Annotated in this window: 16 protein-coding genes; 6 read left to right on the top strand and 10 right to left on the bottom strand. The window is 70.1% G+C overall.

Features of this window, described 5'->3' with window-relative positions; translation table 11 throughout:
* Nucleotides 1-19: 19 nt before the first annotated feature.
* The 6 genes from fxsT to AVL59_RS09270 all read right to left on the bottom strand — a co-directional run bounded on the left by fxsT (nucleotide 20) and on the right by AVL59_RS09270 (nucleotide 9,623).
* Nucleotides 20-3,793, bottom strand: a complete 3,774-nt coding sequence (fxsT, locus tag AVL59_RS09295; RefSeq protein WP_237281858.1) for an FxSxx-COOH system tetratricopeptide repeat protein — start codon at nucleotides 3,791-3,793, stop codon at nucleotides 20-22.
* 313 nt (nucleotides 3,794-4,106) lie between these two features.
* Nucleotides 4,107-5,618: a VMAP-C domain-containing protein gene (locus tag AVL59_RS09290; RefSeq protein ID WP_067301412.1), complete on the bottom strand. Its 1,512-nt coding sequence runs from the start codon at nucleotides 5,616-5,618 to the stop codon at nucleotides 4,107-4,109.
* Nucleotides 5,619-5,699: 81 nt separating this feature from the next.
* Complete coding sequence (locus tag AVL59_RS09285; protein ID WP_067301409.1) at nucleotides 5,700-6,008, bottom strand: trypco2 family protein; 309 nt, start codon at nucleotides 6,006-6,008, stop codon at nucleotides 5,700-5,702.
* 254 nt (nucleotides 6,009-6,262) lie between these two features.
* Nucleotides 6,263-6,736: a hypothetical protein gene (locus AVL59_RS09280; protein WP_372450387.1), complete on the bottom strand. Its 474-nt coding sequence runs from the start codon at nucleotides 6,734-6,736 to the stop codon at nucleotides 6,263-6,265.
* A gap of 67 nt (nucleotides 6,737-6,803) precedes the next feature.
* Complete coding sequence (locus AVL59_RS09275; RefSeq protein ID WP_067317053.1) at nucleotides 6,804-7,997, bottom strand: ABC transporter substrate-binding protein; 1,194 nt, start codon at nucleotides 7,995-7,997, stop codon at nucleotides 6,804-6,806.
* Nucleotides 7,998-8,183: 186 nt separating this feature from the next.
* Nucleotides 8,184-9,623, bottom strand: coding sequence for a gamma-aminobutyraldehyde dehydrogenase (locus tag AVL59_RS09270; RefSeq protein ID WP_067301407.1), 1,440 nt, complete (start codon nucleotides 9,621-9,623; stop codon nucleotides 8,184-8,186).
* 196 nt (nucleotides 9,624-9,819) lie between these two features.
* On the opposite strand from AVL59_RS09270, the gene AVL59_RS09265 reads away from it, so the two are divergent.
* The 6 genes from AVL59_RS09265 to AVL59_RS09240 all read left to right on the top strand — a co-directional run bounded on the left by AVL59_RS09265 (nucleotide 9,820) and on the right by AVL59_RS09240 (nucleotide 15,557).
* Nucleotides 9,820-10,338: an Lrp/AsnC family transcriptional regulator gene (locus AVL59_RS09265; RefSeq protein WP_067301404.1), complete on the top strand. Its 519-nt coding sequence runs from the start codon at nucleotides 9,820-9,822 to the stop codon at nucleotides 10,336-10,338.
* Entirely contained in the window at nucleotides 10,323-11,705 is a 1,383-nt protein-coding gene (locus tag AVL59_RS09260) for an aspartate aminotransferase family protein (protein ID WP_079146591.1), read from the top strand. The genes AVL59_RS09265 and AVL59_RS09260 overlap by 16 nt, the downstream gene beginning before the upstream one ends.
* Before the next feature lie 197 nt (nucleotides 11,706-11,902).
* Nucleotides 11,903-12,646 carry an ABC transporter ATP-binding protein gene (locus AVL59_RS09255; RefSeq protein WP_067301399.1) on the top strand — a complete coding sequence of 248 codons (744 nt, stop codon included), beginning with the start codon at nucleotides 11,903-11,905 and terminating at the stop codon, nucleotides 12,644-12,646.
* Nucleotides 12,628-14,022 carry a hypothetical protein gene (locus tag AVL59_RS09250; RefSeq protein ID WP_067301397.1) on the top strand — a complete coding sequence of 465 codons (1,395 nt, stop codon included), beginning with the start codon at nucleotides 12,628-12,630 and terminating at the stop codon, nucleotides 14,020-14,022. Before AVL59_RS09255 ends, AVL59_RS09250 begins: the two co-directional genes overlap by 19 nt.
* Before the next feature lie 126 nt (nucleotides 14,023-14,148).
* Entirely contained in the window at nucleotides 14,149-14,556 is a 408-nt protein-coding gene (locus AVL59_RS09245) for a VOC family protein (protein WP_067301394.1), read from the top strand.
* A 314-nt stretch (nucleotides 14,557-14,870) separates the two neighbouring features.
* Nucleotides 14,871-15,557, top strand: coding sequence for an LAETG motif-containing sortase-dependent surface protein (locus tag AVL59_RS09240; RefSeq protein ID WP_208870339.1), 687 nt, complete (start codon nucleotides 14,871-14,873; stop codon nucleotides 15,555-15,557).
* A 73-nt stretch (nucleotides 15,558-15,630) separates the two neighbouring features.
* Here the strand turns inward: AVL59_RS09240 and AVL59_RS09235 are convergent, their stop codons facing one another.
* From AVL59_RS09235 to rlmN, 4 genes are all read right to left on the bottom strand, one after another.
* Nucleotides 15,631-16,653 (bottom strand): ABC transporter ATP-binding protein, encoded by a 1,023-nt coding sequence (locus tag AVL59_RS09235; RefSeq protein WP_067301391.1) that lies wholly within the window; start codon nucleotides 16,651-16,653, stop codon nucleotides 15,631-15,633.
* The gene (locus AVL59_RS09230) at nucleotides 16,653-18,254 is read right to left on the bottom strand and encodes an ABC transporter permease (RefSeq protein ID WP_067301389.1); all 1,602 of its coding nucleotides are present in this window, start codon (nucleotides 18,252-18,254) and stop codon (nucleotides 16,653-16,655) included. The genes AVL59_RS09235 and AVL59_RS09230 overlap by 1 nt, the downstream gene beginning before the upstream one ends.
* A 41-nt stretch (nucleotides 18,255-18,295) precedes the next feature.
* On the bottom strand, nucleotides 18,296-19,366 hold the full coding sequence (locus tag AVL59_RS09225) for a thiamine ABC transporter substrate-binding protein (RefSeq protein ID WP_067301386.1): 1,071 nt from the start codon (nucleotides 19,364-19,366) through the stop codon (nucleotides 18,296-18,298).
* Between the two features lie 225 nt (nucleotides 19,367-19,591).
* Nucleotides 19,592-20,698, bottom strand: coding sequence for a dual-specificity RNA methyltransferase RlmN (gene rlmN, locus AVL59_RS09220; protein ID WP_067301384.1), 1,107 nt, complete (start codon nucleotides 20,696-20,698; stop codon nucleotides 19,592-19,594).

Below are 20,698 nucleotides of genomic sequence, written 5' to 3'. Positions count from 1 at the left end.
CCGGCCTTCAGGCGCCTTCTTACAGCGGCATGGGGTCGATGTCGCAGTTCAGGCGTGTGCCGCTCAGGAAGGCCACCGTCGCGGGGTGGGGCGTGGCCTCCTCCTCATCGGCACGCTGGGTGTGCAGTACGCGGCGCAGGCGCTCCTCGGTGTCGAGTCGCAGCGCCGTGGCCTCGCTGTCGAGCCCCACGGACATCAGGTCCAGCGACAGGTTCCCGGCGCAGGCCAGGGTGGTCGGGTGGTCGGGGCCGAAGGTCTGCCGGCACCGGTCCAGCGTGTCACGCCCCCTGTCCTTCGCTGCCTCGTGCTCGCCGAGCGCCGCCAGGTCACTGGCCAGGTTCACGGCGGCCACCAGGGTGAAGGGGTGGTCGGCGCCGAGGCTGTCGGACAGCGCGACGAGCGCCGCGTCGTCCAGCCGGCGGGCCTCCTCCGGCTTGCCGAGCAGGCGTTCGGACACCGCGAGACCGACGTCGGCGGAGAGGGCGTAGGGGTGCTGCGCGTGGAAGACCTTGCGGTAACCGGTGCAGGCCTGAGCCCCGCGTGCCCGTGCCGCCTCGAGGTCGCCGTTCTGGCGGAGGGCGACGGCCAGCGGCAGGGCGGTGGCCAGGGACTGGGGGTGGGTGTCGCCGTACCGCCGGGTGAAGGCCTCGTGGGCCTTGATGGCCAGTTCCAGCGCGCGGGGGTGCAGACCGGCCTTCCGGCACGCGATGCCCAGTTCACGCTCGGTGCTGATCGTGGCCGGGTTGTCGTTGCCGAAGATGTCCTGGAAGGCGTCCAGCGCGGCTTCCTGGAGCCCGAGCGCGCCGACGTAGTCGCCGGACTCGCGCACGTCGATGGCGATGGAGTTCTCCGTGATGAGACTGCGCTGGTCGTCGCGTCCGAACAGACGCTGCTTCAGGTGCCAGGTCTTGCTGTCGAGTTCCAGGGCTTCGCGGAAGGCCCCGGTGAGGCGGAGGGTGACGCCCAGGTTGTGAGCCATGTTCAGGCTGGCCGGGTCGTCTTCGCCGAAGGCCCGCTTCGCCCGCTCGTAGACGACCCTGTCCAATTCGGCGCCGTCGAGGAAGCGGCCCTGGACACGGCGAACGGCGGCTTCCATCTGGATGGTGTCCAGAGTCTCCTCGCTGTCCGGCGAGGAGACGCGCTCGAAGGCGACCCGGATGCGCTCCACCAGGGTGGAGGCGTCGCTGTACCGGCCGACCATCAGGTACACGAAAACCAGCCAATTGCCCATGAGGAGGGTCTTCACGTCTTCTTCGCCGAAGACGTCCACCCACGCGTTCCAGGCGGTCTCCGAGAAGTCCAGGCAGACTTCGTGATCTCCCCAGTAGTACAGGTACCTGGCGATGTTCATCACCAGCTGGCGCACCCAGGGCTGCTCGGAGGTGATGGCGCCAGAGGCGATGACGTGCGAGTACAGCTCCGCGTACCGAGGCCAGCTCTCCGGATTGGTGGGCGTCCGCGGATCGGCGGACGCCATCAGGGCGTGGGCGCCTTCGCGCATGCGGTTCTGCTCCTCTGGGCTCATTCGGTTGATCAGAACGTGCTGGACCAACCGGTGCATCTCGATGGAGTTCGTGCGGTGGTCGATTCGGGCGAGCGAATAGCGATTGATTTCCCGTATCGCACGCGCGAGCTTCATCGGATCGTTCAGAGCCGAATCCAGCTCGGGAAAAGTGGTGTTGTATCCCGGGCCGGAGAGGATTTGCCTGGAAATCGGGTCGGGGGCGAAATACGAGCACAGCTGCAAAAGCCGCAGGGCGCCCGGACTGCGCGTCTCGAGATGGTCGAGGGAGACGTTCCACGCGGCGGCCACCGGCAGCTGGTAGTCCGGCGGCGGGGCCGTCTCGAGGAGTTCGTTCTGCTTGCTCTCGAAGAGCCGGAGGTACTCGGACGCGGGCATGCCGGTCTCCGCCCGCCAGGCGGCTGCCTGCACCAGGGCCAGCGGCAGGTCGCCGAGAGCCTCGGCCAGTGCCTCGGCCTCCCCTTCCGCGAGCTCGGGCCCGGAGCCGCGCAGCAGTTCCATGCTCTCCTCGCGGGTGAACACGTCCACTTCGAGGGAGCCGCCCACGAGTCCCCAGCGACGGTTGCGGGACGTGACCAGGATGGTGCCCGTGCCGCCGGTCGGGAAGTAGGGGCGCACCTGTTCGGGGCTGTCTGCGTTGTCGAAGATGAGCAGCCACCTGGAGTACGGACGTCCCTCGCGCAGCGCCTCCCGGACCGCCGGGCCCGCGATGTTGGCCTCGGACGTGGTCACCAGCCCCAGCCGCTTCGCCAGCTCCACCAGCGACTGGCCGATCTGACCCGGCCGCTCCGAGGGGATCCACCACACGATGTCGTAGTCCGCCTGGTGGCGGTAGGCGTACTCGATCGCCAGCTGTGTCTTGCCGACGCCGCCCATGCCATGGATCGCCTCGGGCAGAACCGTCGTCGTGCCCTCCCGCAGCCGATGTTCGAGCAGGTCCAGAAGCTCATTGCGACCCGTGAAGTTCTGGTTGCGCGGCGGCAGGTTCCCCCAGACGCGTGGCTGTACGGTGCGCTCTCCCTCCACGGTGCGCTGGGGCGTGGTCGACATCGGCGGGGCTCCTTCGGTGGCTCCTGAAGCGGTGGACGGGGCTATGGCGGCTCCGGCGGCCGGGGCCTTGGCAAGCGAGACTGCATACCGCTGATCGTGCCATTTCAGCGCATGTCGCAACAATCGGGCGCGCTGAAGGTGTGACCCGGACAAGGCATCCAGAGCCGTCAGCTCAATACGGAGAAAGGGAGCGTTCTTGTGGGTCACCGGCGGCTGTGACGCCTTGTTCAACGGCTCCGAGGGGGGCGGCAGGAGGGACGCGGACGACGGATCCGCGGCCAGTACCTCGCGGACGTCGCGGAGTGTACGGGCGGTGGCGCTGCGGCGGCCCAGGGCGAGCAGTTGCTCGCGGGCGTCGGGCAGGAAGTCGTAGACCATCGCGCCCGGGGCGTCGAGGTGCACACCGGTCGGCTGGACGAGGCCGCTCATGAAGAACTCGGAGGCGTGCACCGGCCCGGCGCCGGGAGTCGACCGGATCAGCCTGCGGACGATCGGCAGGCTGAGGGGTGCCGCGGCCAGGCGGGTGCCCAGCCGGAAGGCCGTAGGGGACGCCGCCGCGCGAAAATCGAAAACGCGGTCGACGGCGGAGAGCGGTTCTGCGGAATCGTCGAGCTCGGTCGCCCACGGGAAGTTCCGGGCCGCGTCGGGCCGCCCCTTCCACGCGTTGGCCGGGGTGGCGGGCAGGTCCAGCGCATGCGGCTCCGCTCCGCCCAGCATGCCGGACAGGGCACGCGCGCCGTGGTGCGTGAGGGAGAGGACGGGCACCGCGACCGGGGGGACTTCGTCGTCGGTGTCGGCGACCGGTGGTCCCGAGTCGGCCGGAGCGCCTCCCCGCGTGACGGGGACCTCCCGCTCCTGCCAGTCCCACTCGGCGTTGGCGGCCCAGGGGCTGAGTGCCCTGATCCGCACGTGCAGCACGTCGAGTCCGGTACGGAACCAGAGGTGGGGTGGCAGCGGGTTGATCACGGCGACGGGCTGTGACTGGCCCCAGCGCCTCAAGAGGGGCTGCACCGAACCGAGATGCCAGCCGGCCGCGAGTCCGTCCGTGACCACGAGGATGAGGCGACGTGCCGCGTCCGCCGGTGTGCCCGGGTCGGGCGCGGTATGGACGGAGGCCGGGAGCATCTCGTCCGTGCCGAGCAGCGTCACCTGGTGCACCGCGGTGAAACTCCCGGCGAGAGCTCGGCCGAGGCCGTCGATGGCCTCGTCCCATACCCGCATGGTCACGTGGGAGTCGACGACGAGGAAGACTTCCCGGGGTAATGCCCCGCCTTCGAAGCGCCAGTCGCTCCACAGGCGTGTCAGATCAGCTCCGGACCCTGACCGGTCACGCCGAGCGTTGTCACTGGCCATGGTCACTCTCAAGGCATCGCTGTGGTCGCGGGAACGAGGACGGGAGCCCTCCGGTTCCGGTGGTGACTCCCCCGTAGGAGGGCCAGCCTACCCACAGTCCGGGCGGGTGGCCGTGCCCATCGGACGACGCGCTTGACATCACAGAGGCCCTCTCTTCTGTCCCCCGTCCGCGGTCAACGTCTCACCTCGCGCTGTGGGGATCGCCGCCCGAGCCCGAGGGGCCGGGCATGCGCTCCGGATCGTCCAGGAGCAGGGCCAGATGACGGCCCACATGTCTGTGCCATTCGTCCGGTCCCAGCTTCAGCGCCTTACCGCGCCATCCGCGGGTGCGCTCCAGAACTCCGGCCAGGCCGCGTTCCTGGACTATGTCGGCGGCCGCCTCCCGGAATTCGGCGCCGGAGCCCGAGCGGTCCCAGAGGATGGCCGGGATACCGGCGCGCAGGGCCGCGATGAACTCCTGCCGGGCCGCGGGCGAATCGGTGCCGGGCGGTTCGCTCAGCACGAGGCAGACGATCTGCTGGTCGTCCTTGAGCTCCCGCTCCAGGTCGAAGGCGGGCTGGTTCGGCAGGCTCCAGTACGAGCGGCTCTCCGCGGGTCTGTCCTTCAGCTGCCGCCAGCGCTTGTTCCACGGCCGGTGCCAGGCAGCCTTGCGCAGCCGTTCGAAGCTTCGTACGACGACGGTGTAGTCCATGACCAAGGGGGTGGGTACGGCCGCGTCGCTCTCCTTGTGCCACCACTCCACGGGCTCTCCCAGCAAGGCCCAAGGGAGGATGAACTCGATCACGACGGGCTGACGCAGGTCCCACCAGCGTTCCTCGGCCTCTTCGATGAGGCGGTCCACGGCCGCCGGAAGTTCGTCTCGGCGCAGATTGAGCGTCTCACCGGGAATGGGGTGCCAGCCGTCGGAGTCGGACTGCCGCCAGTGGGCCACCCAGAAGCTGTCCGGATCCACACCGTCCGGCTCGAACTGGATCAGGAGGTAGGCCGGATGTAACGAGGGTTCGCCCGGGGAGACGAACTCGCCCTGCTGCCAGACCGCCAACTCCTCCACATGCCCGCGGAGTTGAGCTTCCCTGCGATTCCACCGCCGCAGATGCTCCGCGTCCTCCGTGCGGCCTTCCTTCACCAGATACTCGGAGACGAGAGAGAGGAACGCCATGGACGGCGGCAGTTCGTCCGCCGCCGTGTTGTCCCCGGCCAGGCGCAGGAAGACCTCCCAGGCCGTGTCGCACCATTCCTCCAGCTCCTGGGTGCGTGAGTGGCTGGCCCGGCGGGTGAGGGTGGTGAGCAGCGCGGTGGAACGGACTTCCCGGAGGATGGGCCGAAGGGGATGCAGATCCGTGTCCTTGAAGAAGGCCGCGGCCTCCCACTCGTCCACCAGCCGCCACAGGGCGAGCACGTTCACCGATCCTTGTTCCGCGTACCCGAGACAGCGGACCAGGGTCTGGAGTCCCTCGTCGGTCTCCGAACACGTCTTGACCACGCGCCGCGCCCACAGGCCGAGCGGCTGGTCCTGGCGTGGCTCGACGGACAGTCGCAGCTCCGCGCACAGGTCGTCCACGAGCATGTCCGCGCCGGTCTGCCGCCGTACCGTGTCCGTGGCCGCGAGCACGCCGGCCATCTCGGCCATGAGTTCGTTGCGAACGCGTGCGGCGCTGCGCCCCTCCACCTCGTGACCCCCTCCGGCCGTCATCGAGTTTCGTCCGCAGTCCGGTACTGGACAGCGTACGACTAGCCTTCCCGCTGCGTCATCGGCGTGAACAAGGCGTAATCCTCAACGCTCCCCGTCCGCCTCATCGCCCGCGACCAGTACGCGGTGGTGGGTGCCGTCGGGTGACACCAGGGTGGGATGGAGCGTGAGCGTGATGCGATGGGTCCGGGAGTCGGTGAGGGACGCGTCGCCGCTCGCCTCCACGACCCAGAACTTCACCTTGCCGCCGGCACCTGCGGTGCGGTCGACCGCGACGGTCGCCTCGACCTCCACCGCCCCGAGCTCGAAGCGGAGCGGACCGGGTCCCGTCTGGGCCATGGCTTGGTTGAGTTGTTCCCTCAACTCCCGCACCATGACGGCTAGTTCGATCAACAGTCCTCCCCCGGGCGCATCACTGGGTTGAGATGGTACCGAGGAATGGGGGTGTGCCGGGACGGTCTTGACGGGATGTGGTGAGGACCGGGGGTGGACGCGGGGCAGCGGCGGCGACGAACGCTGCGGCCCGCATCGCCTGAGCGGGCCGACCGCCCCGGTTCCGGCTCGGACGCGCCCCGGTTCTCTCGGTTCCCTGTGTTCAACTGGCACGGCCTGCGGCGGGTACGGCGTCCGATACGTGGTCCACCCGCTCACGGCAGGTCGTCGCGCCCCAGCCATGTCGGCCTGACCGGTACTCCGTCCGCGTACCGCTCGACCTGGTCCACCGGCTCATCCGGCTCATCCGGATCATCCGGCTCATCCGGCTCGTCCGGCTCATCCGGTGAGGCGACGGGCTCGCTCGGCGTCTCCACGGGTTCCGGGACGACGGGTGCGGCGGAGTCCTCCAGCAGTTCCGCCACCGTGAAACGGGTGACGAACGACTGCCACGCCCCGTCGACGACGAGGAGGAATCCGTCGCCGTCCCTGAGGAGCCGACGGCGCCTGGGGCTTCTGGGGTGCTCGGGCGAGTAGGTCCGAGCCCGTCGTTCCAGCTCCGCGAGCGCATCGGAGCGGGATCCGCGGATGTGCGCCACCACGTTGGCCTCCGTGTGCTTGCGCTCACCGGCACCCGTGGTCGCCTCGACGACCAGCCCCCACACCGTCATCTTCTTCTCCCCCTCCATGCACGTACGACTCTCTACGGTAGAAGGCATGGCCGGTGTGCCGGCGGAAGTCGGCGGCCGGCCCCTCTCACAACCCCACGATCCTGTTCCACCGCTTGGCGAACTCCACCCGCTCCGTCGACGTGATGTCCCGGGCGATGACGAGCCGCTTGCGCATCGTGCTGTCGGGGAAGATCAGCGAGTTGTCGGCGAGGGCGGCCGTGTCCTTGTCCTTGGACGCGGCCAGCACCTCCTTGGCCGCCGGGACCGGGCAGACGTAGTTGACCCAGGCGGCGAGCTTCGCGGCGACCTCGGGGTCGTAGTAGTAGTCGATCAGGCGCTCGGCGTTGGACTTGTGGCGGGCCCGGTCGGGGATCATCAGGGAGTCCGACCACAGCTCGGCGCCCTCCTCGGGGACGACGAAGCGGATGTCGGGGTTGTCCGCCTGGAGCTGGATGACGTCCCCGGAGTACGCCTGGCAGGCGAGGACGTCGCCGCTGACCAGGTCCTTGGTGTAGTCGTTGCCGGTGAAGCGGCGGATCTGGCCCCGGTGGACCTCCCGCTCCACCTGGTCGCAGACCCGGTGGAAGTCGTCCGCCGTCCACTTGGTGATGTCCACGCCGTCGCCCTGCATCAGCAGCGCGAACGCCTCGTCGAGTCCGGAGAGCAAGGTCACCCGGCCCTTGAGATCGCTCGACCAGAGGTCGGAGACCTGTCGTACCTCGCGACCCAGCTTGCGGCGGTTGTACGCGATGCCGGTGATGCCCGACTGCCACGGCACCGTGCACCTGCGGCCCGGGTCGAAGGCCGGCGAGCTCAGCAGCGGATCCAGGTACCTCGCCACGTTCGGCTGGTGGGCCCGGTCCATCCGCTGCACCCAGCCGAGCCGCACGAACCGCGCGCACATCCAGTCGCTCATGACGATCAGGTCGCGACCGGTCGACTGGTGGTTCATCAGCGCGGGGCTGATCTTGCCGAAGAACTCGTCGTTGTCGTTGATCTCCTCGACGTAGTCGACGGAGATGCCGGTGCGCTTCCGGAAGGCATCCAGTGTGGGCCGCTTGTTCGGGTCGTTGTCATCGGTGTCGATGTACAGCGGCCAGTTCGCCCAGGTCAGCTTCCGGTCGGCGGCGGAATCGTCGGGTACGGCACGGTCGCCGGGCTCGACATAGGCGGCGGGCACCCCGCAGCCGGCCAGCGCGCCGAGCGCGGCAGTGCCGCCGAGGGCGCGCAGCAGGGAACGGCGGGAGACGGGACGCGAAAGCGAGGATGTCCGGGGCACCACGGCAGGATGCCCTGGTGCCCCGGGTATGGACAATCGACGCTGCGTCAAGCGAGGCCGGGTCTTCCCGACACCCTGTCGACCACCCGCCTGGGGGCGCGGGACCGTATCGATGTGCGACTCCGCCGCATGGGCGTGACGAGCCACCACGCACCCGCACCCGAAAGGCGGCCGACCGGCGGAGCGCTACGCGTCCAGGGACGTCATCACGTGCTTGATCCGCGTGTAGTCCTCGAACCCGTACGCCGACAGGTCCTTGCCGTAGCCGGACTTCTTGAAGCCGCCGTGGGGCATCTCGGCGACCAGCGGGATGTGGGTGTTGATCCACACGCAGCCGAAGTCCAGCTTCTTGGACATGCGCATCGCGCGGCCGTGGTCCTTGGTCCACACCGAGGAGGCGAGGGCGTACTCGACGCCGTTGGCCCACTCGACGGCCTGCTCCTCGCCCGAGAAGGACTGGACGGTGATGACCGGGCCGAAGACCTCGTTCTGGATGATCTCGTCGTCCTGCTTGAGGCCGGAGACGACGGTCGGGGCGTAGAAGTAGCCCTTGTCGCCGACCTGGTGGCCGCCCGCCTCGACCTTGGCGTGCGCGGGCAGGCGCTCGATGAAGCCGGAGACCTGCTTGAGCTGGTTCGGGTTGTTCAGGGGGCCGAAGAGCACGTCCTCGTCGTCCGGCTGGCCCGTCTTCGTCTCGGCGGCCGCCTTGGCGAGCGCCGCCACGAACTCGTCGTGGATGGATTCCTGGACGAGGACGCGGGTCGCGGCCGTGCAGTCCTGGCCGGCGTTGAAGAAGCCCGCCACCGAGATGTCCTCGACGGCCTTGGCGATGTCGGTGTCCTCGAAGACGACGACCGGCGCCTTGCCGCCCAGCTCCAGGTGGACCCGCTTGAGGTCCTTGGAGGCCGACTCGGCGACGGACATGCCGGCGCGTACGGAGCCGGTGATGGAGGCCATCGCCGGGGTGTCGTGCTCGACCATCAGACGGCCGGTCTCGCGGTCGCCGCAGATGACGTTGAAGACACCCTTGGGCAGGATCGAGCCGATGATGTCGGCGATCAGGACGGTGGAGGCGGGGGTCGTGTCCGAGGGCTTGAGGACGACCGTGTTGCCCGCGGCGATCGCCGGGGCGAACTTCCACACGGCCATCATCATCGGGTAGTTCCAGGGAGCGACCTGGGCGCAGACGCCGACCGGCTCACGGCGGATGATCGACGTCATCCCGTCCATGTACTCACCGGCCGAGCGGCCCTCCAGCAGCCGGGCCGCGCCCGCGAAGAAGCGGATCTGGTCGACCATCGGCGGGATCTCCTCGGAGCGGGTCAGCCCGGTCGGCTTGCCCGTGTTCTCCACCTCGGCCGCGATCAGTTCCTCGGCCCGCTCCTCGAACGCGTCCGCGATCTTCAGCAGGGCCTTCTGGCGCTCGGCGGGGGTCGTGTCGCGCCAGGCCGGGAAGGCCGCGGCGGCGGCCGTCATCGCGGCGTCCACGTCCGCCTGCCCGGACAGTGGAGCGGTGGCGTACGCCTCGCCCGTCGCGGGGTTGACCACCTCGGTGGTCCGTCCGTCGGCGGCGTCCCGGAACTCACCGTCGATGTAGTTGCGCAGACGACGCAGCTCGGTGCTCACTGCCGGCCTCCTGATCTGGTTCAAGGGTTCGAGCTGTCCAGCTGTCCGGCTGTCCAGTCTCTGAGACACCCCAACCCTAGTCTCCGGACTCACGTTTTCAACACCCCCACCGCCACCGCTTCTGCGAAATCCGCAAGTCTCGGGATCGAAAACAACGAATTTCATCGCCGGGGCCTTGCGAAACTGTCGAGACGTCGTGCACAGTGAGGTCGTGGCCAGTCGAAGCGCAGACCAGAGGGACTCGTCCCGCGAGTCCAGGAACGGCACCCCGACGCTGGATGCCGTCTCCCTCGCCATCATTCAGCAGCTCCAGGAGGACGGCCGCCGGCCGTACGCCGCGATCGGCAAGGCCGTCGGCCTGTCCGAGGCGGCCGTGCGCCAGCGCGTCCAGAAGCTGCTGGACCAGGGCGTGATGCAGATCGTCGCCGTCACGGACCCGCTCACCGTGGGCTTCCGCAGGCAGGCGATGGTCGGGATCAACGTCGAGGGCGATGTCGAGTCGATCGCGGACGCGCTGACCGGCATGTCGGAAGTCGAGTACGTGGTGATGACCGCGGGCTCGTTCGACATCCTCGCCGAGATCGTCTGCGAGGACGACGACCACCTGCTGGACGTCATCAACAAACGCATCCGGGCCCTTCCCGGCGTGCGCTCCACCGAGAGTTTCGTCTACATGAAGCTCAAGAAGCAGACCTACATGTGGGGAACCCGATAACCGTGACCCAGAAGGACCTCAGCCGCACCGCGTACGACCACTTGTGGATGCACTTCACCCGCATGTCCTCGTACGAGAACTCTCCCGTCCCGACCATCGTCCGGGGCGAGGGCACCTACATCTACGACGACAAGGGCAAGCGCTACCTCGACGGTCTCGCGGGCCTGTTCGTGGTCCAGGCCGGTCACGGCCGCACGGAGCTCGCCGAGACCGCCTTCAAGCAGGCCCAGGAGCTGGCGTTCTTCCCGGTGTGGTCCTATGCCCACCCGAAGGCCGTGGAGCTGGCCGAGCGCATCGCCGACTACGCCCCGGGCGACCTGAACAAGGTCTTCTTCACCACCGGCGGCGGCGAGGCCGTCGAGACCGCCTGGAAGCTCGCCAAGCAGTACTTCAAGCTGCAGGGCAAGCCGACCAAGTACAAGGTCATCTCCCGTGCGGTCGCCTACCACGGCACCCCGCAGGGCGCCCTGTCCATCACCGGCCTGCCGGGCCTGAAGGCCCCCTTCGAGCCGCTGGTGCCGGGCGCGCACAAGGTGCCCAACACCAATATCTACCGCGCCCCGCTCTTCGGCGACGACCCGGAGGCCTTCGGCCGCTGGGCCGCCGACCAGATCGAGCAGGAGATCCTCTTCGAGGGCCCGGACACCGTCGCCGCGGTCTTCCTGGAGCCCGTACAGAACGCCGGCGGCTGCTTCCCGCCCCCGCCCGGCTACTTCCAGCGCGTGCGCGAGATCTGCGACAAGTACGACGTGCTGCTCGTCTCGGACGAGGTCATCTGCGCCTTCGGCCGCCTGGGCACGATGTTCGCCTGCGACAAGTTCGGCTACGTCCCGGACATGATCACCTGCGCCAAGGGCATGACCTCGGGCTACTCCCCGATCGGCGCCTGCGTCGTCTCCGACAGGATCGCCGAGCCCTTCTACAAGGGCGACAACACCTTCCTGCACGGCTACACCTTCGGTGGTCACCCGGTGTCGGCGGCCGTGGGTCTCGCCAACCTCGACCTGTTCGAGCGCGAGAACCTCAACCAGCACGTGCTGGACAACGAGGGCGCCTTCCTGCAGACCCTGCAGAAGCTGCACGACCTGCCGATCGTCGGCGACGTCCGCGGCAACGGCTTCTTCTACGGCATCGAGCTGGTGAAGGACAAGAACACCAAGGAGTCCTTCAACGAGGAGGAGACCGAGCGCGTCCTGTACGGCTTCCTCTCCAAGGCGCTCTTCGAGAACGGCCTGTACTGCCGTGCCGACGACCGCGGTGACCCGGTCATCCAGCTCGCCCCGCCGCTGATCTCCAACCAGGAGACCTTCGACGAGATCGAGCAGATCCTGCGCGCGACGCTGACCGAGGCGTGGACCAAGCTCTGATCCGCATACCTCTGATCAGCTGATCAGCACCGGCCCCGGCGCCGCCCGTTCGAGTGAGAACGGCAGCCCGGGGCCGTGTGCTGTCCGGGCTCTCCGTCCCGGCTGCCTAGCGTTCCAGTGACCGATCGGCCGAGCCTTCGTTCCCCCGGACGGGGGATCAGGCACGGATATACGGATCAGAACCGAGGTGTACGCCCATGGAGGCTCCGCCGGACAACGATGTGCTCTGGGCACGCTCGCTGCACTTCAGGCACCAGGACGGTTCGCCCGGTCTCGCCGGGGCCTCGCTCGGCGTACGCGAGGGCGAGATCGTCGCCGTCAGCGGGCCGCGCGGCAGCGGCAAGACCACGTTGCTGCGGTGTCTGTCCGGGCAGGTCACGCCGGAGCGCGGCGAGGTCTGGTTCAACAGTGCGCCGGTGCACACGATGGGGCCGGTGGCCCGTGAGCAGCTGCGCCGCGACCGGTTCGGCTGGATCGACCCGGCCCCCGCGCTCGTCCCGGAGCTCAACGTCTGGGAGAACGCCGCCCTCCCGCTGATGCTGCGCGGCACCGGCCGCCGCCGGGCCAAGGTGGCCGCCCTGGAGTGGCTGGAGCGCCTCGACGTCGGCGAACAGGTCCGCAGGCGCCCGCACGAGCTGCGGCAGTCCGAACGCCAGCGCGTCGCCATCGCCCGTGCGCTCGCCTCCGGGCCCACGGTCCTCTTCGCGGACGAGCCGTCGGCCCCGCTGCACCGCGCCGACCGCACACCGGTGCTGCGCACCCTGACCACGGCGGCCCGCTCGCACGGCATCACCGTCGTCATGGCCACGCACGACTCCGAGATCGCGCCCCTCGTCGACCGCACGGTCTGCCTGCTGGACGGGCGGTGTGTGAAGACCGTGCATCTGCCGGACCTCCCGGAGGCGGAAGGCCGGGCCGCCGCGTGCTCGCTCTCCGTCTGACCCACGCGGCCCGGCCTGCCGTACAGCTGCGCCGCCTCCTGGTGGCCGTGGCCTCGGCCGGCACCGGCTTCCTCCTGCTGTCCAGCCTCGGCTACGCGATGGGCCATCCCGAGACGCCGGGCGCCGCCGCGCTGCGCCTGGCCTGGTGCCTGGTACCGCTCGCGGCCGCGGCGCACTTCGCGCTCGCGGTGGCCCGCACGGACCCCGGCACCCGGCCGCGCCCCGGCCTGTCGGCGGTCGGCCTCGGTCCGGCCCGTCTGATGGCGATCTCGGCGCTGACCACGGCCCTGTCCTGTGCCCTGGGCTCGCTGCTGGCGCTGCTGCTCTTCCTGCAACTGCGCGGCGACCTGACGGGACTGCCCCTCGACGGTGCGGCGGCCGGTTTCCTGGTGACGGACCAGCCCCTCCCCCTCCCGGCCACACTGACCCTGCTGGCCCTGCTCCCGGCGGTCGCGACGGCGACGGTGGTCCTCGCCCTGCGCCCGCGAAACCACCGCCCGCCCACCGGGCGGCACGCCCTCGCCCTCGGCCGCTGCGGCGCGCAGGGCCGGCCGCAGAAGAGGGAGACCTTCGGGGCGTACGGGAGATTCGGCGCGCGGTCCGGGACGCGGGGCAGCCGTACGGAGGGCCGTGGCTCCGACGCGGCGAGCGCGCAGGGCGACGACGGAACGCGACCCGCCGGAGACCGCGCGGAGGACGGCCCCGCGGGCCCGGACGCCGTGGCCGAGCCCCCGGCCCCGGACAGCGGCTGGAGCGACGCCGTCCCGGGCGGCCGGCCGAGCCGCGCGGTGACCGGTCTGCCCTGGGGTGTCGCCACGCTCGCCGCGGGAATGACCGTGCTGGCCTACGCGAGCCGTTCCGCTCCCGTGCGGACCTTCACCGACCTGCCCTCCGACGCCGCCGTACTGATCGGCTGGATCATCATCGGCGCCGGCCTCGTGCTCGTCTCCCCCGGCCTCACCGACCTCTGCGGCCGGCTGCTGCAGTCCGGCCGCCCGGCCGCGCTCCGCCTCCTGGCCGGCCGGGTCCTCATGGCGGAGGCCACCCGGATCGGCCGTCCCCTCGGCGTGGTCTGCGCGGTGGCGTCCGCCGCCTACGCCATGACCGTCCTGTACGAAGGTCCCGCACCCGACTTCGGCCCGCTCACCACCCTGGGCTCGCTCCTGGTCACCGGATGCACGGTGGCGACCCTGCTGACGGCGGCCGTCGAGGCCCGTCAGAGCCGCGCCGACACCACCGCCGCCCTGCTGCGCCTCGGCGCTCCGGCCACGATGCTGCGCCGTGCCGCGGCCCTGCGCGCGGCCGCCCTGCTCGCCCTGTTCGGCCCGTTCACCCTCGTGGTCGCCGACCTGGCGGCGCTGCCGCGGGCCCGCTGAGACGTCGTACGCGAGACGCGCGAGAGTCGCGGGAAAAAAGTTCCGCGGCCGCCGATGAGTTCCGCGCGGGCCCGGCGTCTACCCCACCGAACGGCAGCAAGCGCACGGACCCCGAGGGAGAGCCCCATGTACCAGCAGATGATCTTCGTGAACCTGGTCACCAGCGACGTCCCCGCCACGAAGAAGTTCTTCACGGAGCTGGGCTACGGCATCAACCCGCAGTTCAGCACCGACGACTGCGTCTGCGTAGTGATCAGCGACACGATCATCGCGATGCTCATGACCCGCGGCCACTACGCCCGGTTCACCGGGAAGGAGATCGTGGACTCGACCAAGTCCAGCGAGGTGCTGCTGTGTCTGAGCGCCGAGAGCCGCGAGAAGGTGGACGAGCTGGTGGACAGGGCGATCGCGGCCGGGGGCACCGCCCACGGCGAGCCCCAGGACCACGGCTTCATGTACGGCCGGGCCTTCGACGACCTCGACGGCCACACCTGGGAGGTCACGTGGATGGACCCGGCGGCGGTCCAGGGCTGACCCTCGCGTGCCGAACGTCGGCGCCCGGCACGGGCGGGTGCATCCGGCACCCGCCCGACACGGCTCGCCCGCCCGAGGGCGAGGGAGTCCCGTATCGCCCTCGTTGACCGGATCGAGCAGCCTCCGAAGGCGTTGAAACGTCTCTGCAATTAATAAGCGGGTAAAGCCAACGGCCCGTGCGGGCATATGCGTTGACACTTCTTACGGAGCGCTTATAAACCTGTGAGCCTCTTGGGGGTGCTGGGACTTCACCTCCCACGTCGTCCCATCTCTCCCTCAGCCCCCCGCAGTTATGCACTCTGTAAAGGACAAACGTGTCCATAACTCGCCGCAACGCACACCGTTCCCTGCGCATCCTGGGTGTTGCCTCCGCGTCCGCCGCGCTGGCGCTGGGTCTGTCCAGCACCGCGATGGCGTGCGACATCCGTGAGTTCTCCGCCGAAGCCCAGTGCGACGGAAACAAGGGTGTCATCGTCGTCACCGACAAGGACGCCGCCGGGACCCCGGCCACCATCACCGTGTTCCTGGAGAACAACGGTGCCGACGACAAGCAGGTGGGCGAGCCGCAGGACATCAAGGGCTCGGCCGCGGGCACCACGGTGACCTTCGCCGAGAAGTGGAAGCCCAACGCGACCTACCGCATCCACGTCACGGCGGGCAAGACCGTCGACGACGACATCAAGCCCAACCTGGTGACCCCTGCCACGGCCTGCAAGAAGAAGGAGTCCCCGACTCCCACGCCGTCGGCCACGCCGTCGCCGTCCAAGTCCGCCCCGGCCAAGACCGCGACCCCGACTCCGTCGTCCTCCGAGAGCAGCACCGCCCCGGCGGGCACGTCGAGCAACGCGCCGTCCCCGGCGGCCGGTGACTCGAACCTCGCCGAGACCGGTGCCAACTCCAACACCGGTCTGATCGCCGGTCTCGCCGGCGCCCTGGTCGTCATCGGCGGTGGCGCGGTCTACTTCGGCATGCGCCGCCGTGGCGCGAAGAACGGCGGCTGACGCCGCACTTCGCACCCAGTCGTACAGCACCGCGGCCCGTCCCCGTATCCCCGGGGGCGGGCCGCGTTCGTGCTCAGCCGAGCACGACGATCTCCGCCTCGTCGAACTCGGTCCCCACCTCGGCCCCGGTCTCCGGCGCGTCCCGGAGCGCGCAGGCCGCCTCAAGAAGCGGGCCGCCGTCCCGGGGCTGCAGACGGACGGCCACGTGGGTGCCCTTGAAGGTGCGGGCGGTCACCGTGCACGGCAGGCCTCCGTCGGCCGCCACGAGCCGGACTCCGGCGGGCCGGACGAGCAGCGGGCGGTTGCCCTGGGGCGAGCCCTCGGGCACCGGCAGCTTGCCCCACGGGGTGTTCGCGACCTTGTCCGCGACGGTGGCCGCGACCACGTTGTCGAAGCCGAGGAAGCGGGCCACGAACTCGTCGGCGGGCCGCTGCCAGACCTCCAGCGGCGTCCCGGACTGGGCGATGCGCCCGTCCCGCATCACCACCACCCGGTCGGCCAGCGCGAAGGCCTCGCCCTGGTCGTGGGTCACGGCGAGCACGGTCGTACCCAACCGGCCGAACAGTTCGCGCAGTTCGACCACGAGCCGCTCGCGCAGCGAGCGGTCGAGCTGGCCGAGCGGCTCGTCGAGCATGAGCAGCCGGGGCCGGGGCGCCAGCGCCCGGGCGAGAGCCACCCGCTGCTGCTCACCGCCGGACAGCGCGGCCACGGCCCGCCGGGCGGCCCCCGGCAGCCCGACCAGCTCCAGCAACTGCCCGACCTCGGCGTCCCGTTCGCCCCTCGGCACCCCGTGCATCCGCAGCCCGAAGGCCACATTGCCGCCGACGTCCCGCTGCGGGAAGAGCTGGTGGTCCTGGAACATCAGCCCCACGCCCCGCCGGTGCGCGGGCACGCCCGCCTGGTCGCGGCCGTCGAGCAGCACCCGTCCCGAGTCCAGGGGCTGCAGCCCGGCCACCGCCCTGAGCAACGTCGACTTCCCGCTGCCGCTGGGCCCGAGCACACACACCACCTCGTGCTCGGTGATGTCGAGGCCGACCGCGTCGAGCACGGGCCGCCCGCCGAAGCGCACGGTCGCGGACCGAAGGCTCAGCAGCATCAGAACTCCCCCGTCCGGTCGGTGCGCAGCCGCTCCAGGACGAGCAGGGAGGCCGCGCACACCAGCATCAGAATCGTCGACAGGGCCATCGCCTGCCCGTAGTTGAGGTCCCCGGGCCGGCTCAGCAGCCGGGCCACGGCCACCGGGAGCGTCGGGTTGTCCGGCCGCGCGATGAACACGGTCGCCCCGAACTCCCCCAGCGACACGGCGAAGGCGAACCCGGCCGCGATCAGCAGCGCCCTGCGCACCAGCGGCAGATCGACCTCCCGCCACACCCGCCAGGGCGAGGCCCCGAGCACGGCAGCCGCCTCCCGGAGCCGTCCGTCCACCGCCCGCAGCACCGGCAGCATGGTCCGTACGACGAAGGGGGCGCCCACCAGCGCCTGCGCGAGCGGTACCAGGATCCAGGACTGGCGCAGGTCCAGCGGCGGCTTGTCCAGCGCGATCAGGAAGCCGAAGCCGACCGTCACCGCGGAGACGCCGAGCGGCAGCATCAGCAGCGCGTCGAAGCCGCGCACCAGCCGTCCCGCGTCCCGGCGGGCCAGTGCGGCGGCGGCGAGGCCTCCGATCAGCACGGCGATGGCGGTGGCGGCGACGGCGTACTGAAGGGAGGTCCACACGGCGTGCAGCGGAGCCACGAGGAAGGTGCCGCCGTCGGCGTTCGTCAGCGCCCGGTAGTAGCCGAGGCCGGGCGCGTCCAAGGAGCGCCGTACGAGCACGGCGAGCGGCATGACGAGGAGCAGGGCGATGGTGGCGAGGACCCCGGCGAGCAGCGCCCACTGCCCGGCGCCGCGCGGGCGGCGGGCGGTGGCCTTCGGGTCGACGAGGCGCAGGGCGGTCTCCCGCCGCCGCACCGTCCAGGCGTGCACGGCGAGGATCGCGCCCACCGCGACGAACTGGACGAGGGTGAGGACCGCTGCCGTGGACAGGTCGAAGACCTCGGAGGTCTGGCGGTAGATCTCCACTTCGAGGGTGGAGAAGGTGGGCCCGCCGAGGATCTGCACCACGCCGAAGGACGTGAAGGTGAACAGGAACACCATCAGCGCGGCGGCGGCCACGGCGGGCGCGAGGGCGGGCAGAGTCACCTTCCGCCAGGCCCGCAGGGGCGAGGCGCCGAGCATCCGGGCGGCCTGCTCCTGCCGGGGGTCCAGCTGGGCCCACAGCCCGCCGACCGTACGGACGACGACCGCGTAGTTGAAGAAGACGTGCGCCAGCAGGATCGCCCACACGGTGGTGTCCAGCCGTACGCCCCACAGCTCGTCCAGCAGCCCGCCGCGCCCGACCAGCGCCAGAAAGGCGGTGCCGACGACGACGGTGGGCAGCACGAACGGGACCGTGACGACGGCCCGCAGCACCTGCTTGCCGGGGAAGTCCAGACGGGCGAAGACATAGGCGGCGGGCAGGGCGAGCAGCAGGGTGAGCGCGGTGGAGGCGAGCGCCTGCCAGGTGGTGAACCACAGCACGTGCCGGATGTCCGGCTGTGCGACGACGTCCGCCATCCGCCCGAACTGCCAGACGCCGCCCACCTTCAGCCCGCGCGCGACGATCGCGGCCACGGGCCAGGCGAAGAACACGGCGAAGAACGCGACGGGCAGGGCCATGAGCCCGAGCCGCGCCGCGCTCCCACGCCTGCGCCCCTCGGCTACCTCAGTACGAGCGACGTCCACGACTTGATCCACTGGTCGCGGTTGGCGGCGATCCTGGCGGGGGCCAGCGTCTCGGGGTTCTTGGCGGCCGGCCCGTACTTGGTGAAGTCGGCGGGCACCGCGGCGCCCTTCACCACCGGGTACACGAACATGTTCAGCGGCATGTCCTGCTGGAACTCCTTGGAGAGCAGGAAGTCGATGAACGCCTTGCCGCCCTTGGTGTTCCTGGCATTGCTCAGCAGCCCGGCGAACTCGATCTGCCGGAAGCAGGTGCCGGTCGCGACGCCGGTCGGCGCGGTGCCGGGCCGCTTCTTGGCGTAGATCACCTCGGCGGGCGGGGAGGAGGCGTACGACACCACGAGCGGCCGGTCGCCGCCCGCCTTCCTGCCCTCGGAAGAGCCGGAGAACTCCTGGGAGTAGGCCTGCTCCCAGCCGTCCACGACCTTGACGCCGTTGTCCTTGAGCTTCTTCCAGTAGCCCTGCCAGCCGTCGCCGTACTGCGCGGCACTACCGAGCAGGAAGCCGAGGCCGGGCGAGGAGGTGGCCACGTTCTCGGTGACGAGGAGGTTCTTGTACTGGGGCTTGACGAGGTCGGCGAAGGTCTGCGGCGGGGCCAGCTTGTGCTCGCTGAAGTAGGCCTTGTCGTAGTTGACGCAGATGTCGCCGTAGTCCACCGGCGTGACCCGGTGCCGGCCCTGGTCGAGCTGGTAGCCGGCGCCGACCGTGTCGAGCCCCTTCGCCGCGTACGGCTGGAACAGGCCGTTGTCGAGGGCTCTGGACAGCAAGGTGTTGTCGACGCCGAAGAAGACGTCGCCCTGCGGGTTGTCCTTGGTCAGGATCGCCTTGTTGACGGCCTGGCCCGCGTCGCCGTCCTCCAGGACCTTGACCTTGTACCCGGACTGCTTCTCGAAGTCCTTGAGCACGTTCTTCGACACGGCCCACGAGTTGTGGCTGACGAGGGTCACGGTCTTGGAGTCCGCAGCACCCTTGGTGTCGGTCGATCCGCACGCGGACAGGGTGAGCAGGCCGAGGCCGACCGCCGCGGCCACGAGGGTCTTGGTGTGCACGTGAATGTCCTCCTGGGGGTTGGCCAGGAAGAACGCGGCCCCGCCCGGTCCTTCCGAGAGGAATCCGGGCAGGGCGCAACAGCATGAGTGAAGACCGAACTTCCTACCCAGAATGACCTGGGCGAGGTTCAGAGGGTCTGCGGCCCGATTGCCGCACTCTCAGCGCTGTGGCGCTCCCCTGTCGGAATATGAAGATGTGATGAGATGCGATGGAACTCGGCCAGATTACCGCTCGGTGGCCGCGAGCTGACCACACGCCCCGTCGATCTCCTGCCCGCGCGTATCCCGGATGGTGACCGGCACCCCGTGGGCGGCGATCGCTTCCACGAACGCCTTCTCGTCCTCCGGCCGCGAGGCGGTCCACTTCGAACCCGGCGTCGGGTTCAGCGGAATGAGGTTGACGTGCACGGGCCTGCCCTTGAGCAGCCGCCCGAGCCGGTCACCGCGCCAGGCCTGGTCGTTGATGTCGCGGATGAGGGCGTACTCGATGGACAGCCGGCGCCCGGACTTCTCGACGTACTCGAACCCGGCGTCCAGCACCTCGCGCACCTTCCACCGCGTGTTCACGGGGACGAGGGTGTCGCGCAGCTCGTCGTCGGGGGCGTGCAGGGAGATCGCCAGCCGGCACTTGAAGCCCTCGTCGGCGAACCGGTGGATGGCCGGGACGAGTCCGACGGTCGACACGGTGATGCCGCGCTGGGAGAGCCCGAGCCCGTCCGGGGCGGGATCGGTGAGCGCCCGGATGGCGCCCACCACCCGCTTGTAGTTGGCGAGCGGCTCGCCCATCCCCATGAAGACGATGTTGGACAACCGCGCCGGCCCGCCGGGAACCTCTCCGTCCCGCAGAGCCCGCATGCCGTCGACAATCTGATGCACGATCTCGGCGGTCGACAGATTCCGGTCGAGCCCCGCCTGCCCGGTCGCGCAGAACGGGCAGTTCATCCCGCACCCCGCCTGTGAGCTGATGCACATGGTCACCCGGTCCGGGTACCGCATCAGCACCGACTCGACGAGCGTGCCGTCGAAGAGCCGCCACAGCGTCTTACGGGTCGTCCCCTCGTCGGTCGACAGATGCCGTACGACGGTCATCAGCTCCGGGAACAGCGCCTCGCGCAGCCGCTCCCGCGAGCCGGCCGGGATGTCGGTCCACTGCTCGGGGTCGTGCGCGTACCGCGCGAAGTAGTGCTGCGCGAGCTGCTTGGCACGGAACGGCTTCTCACCGATCTCGGCCACCGCGTCCTTGCGCTCGGCGGGCGTGAGGTCGGCAAGGTGCCGCGGCGGCTTCTTGGCTCCGCGCGGGGCGACGAAAGTGAGTTCTCCGGGCTTAGGCAT

It is taken from the genome of Streptomyces griseochromogenes (assembly GCF_001542625.1).
Classification (GTDB): domain Bacteria; phylum Actinomycetota; class Actinomycetes; order Streptomycetales; family Streptomycetaceae; genus Streptomyces; species Streptomyces griseochromogenes.
The sequence above is the reverse complement of the archived record's forward strand: the minus strand, read 5'-3'. Positions and strand labels throughout refer to the sequence as shown.

Excerpts from the sequence above, each read along its gene's own strand:
- AVL59_RS09280 (WP_372450387.1), bottom strand. The coding sequence starts at position 6,736 with ATGGAGGGGGAGAAGAAGATGACGGTGTGGGGGCTGGTCGTCGAGGCG.
- AVL59_RS09235 (WP_067301391.1), bottom strand. The coding sequence starts at position 16,653 with ATGCTGCTGAGCCTTCGGTCCGCGACCGTGCGCTTCGGCGGGCGGCCC.
- AVL59_RS09290 (WP_067301412.1), bottom strand. The coding sequence starts at position 5,618 with ATGACGGCCGGAGGGGGTCACGAGGTGGAGGGGCGCAGCGCCGCACGC.
- rlmN (WP_067301384.1), bottom strand. The coding sequence starts at position 20,698 with ATGCCTAAGCCCGGAGAACTCACTTTCGTCGCCCCGCGCGGAGCCAAG.
- AVL59_RS09255 (WP_067301399.1), top strand. The coding sequence starts at position 11,903 with ATGGAGGCTCCGCCGGACAACGATGTGCTCTGGGCACGCTCGCTGCAC.
- fxsT (WP_237281858.1), bottom strand. The coding sequence starts at position 3,793 with ATGCGGGTATGGGACGAGGCCATCGACGGCCTCGGCCGAGCTCTCGCC.
- AVL59_RS09230 (WP_067301389.1), bottom strand. The coding sequence starts at position 18,254 with ATGGCCCTGCCCGTCGCGTTCTTCGCCGTGTTCTTCGCCTGGCCCGTG.
- AVL59_RS09245 (WP_067301394.1), top strand. The coding sequence starts at position 14,149 with ATGTACCAGCAGATGATCTTCGTGAACCTGGTCACCAGCGACGTCCCC.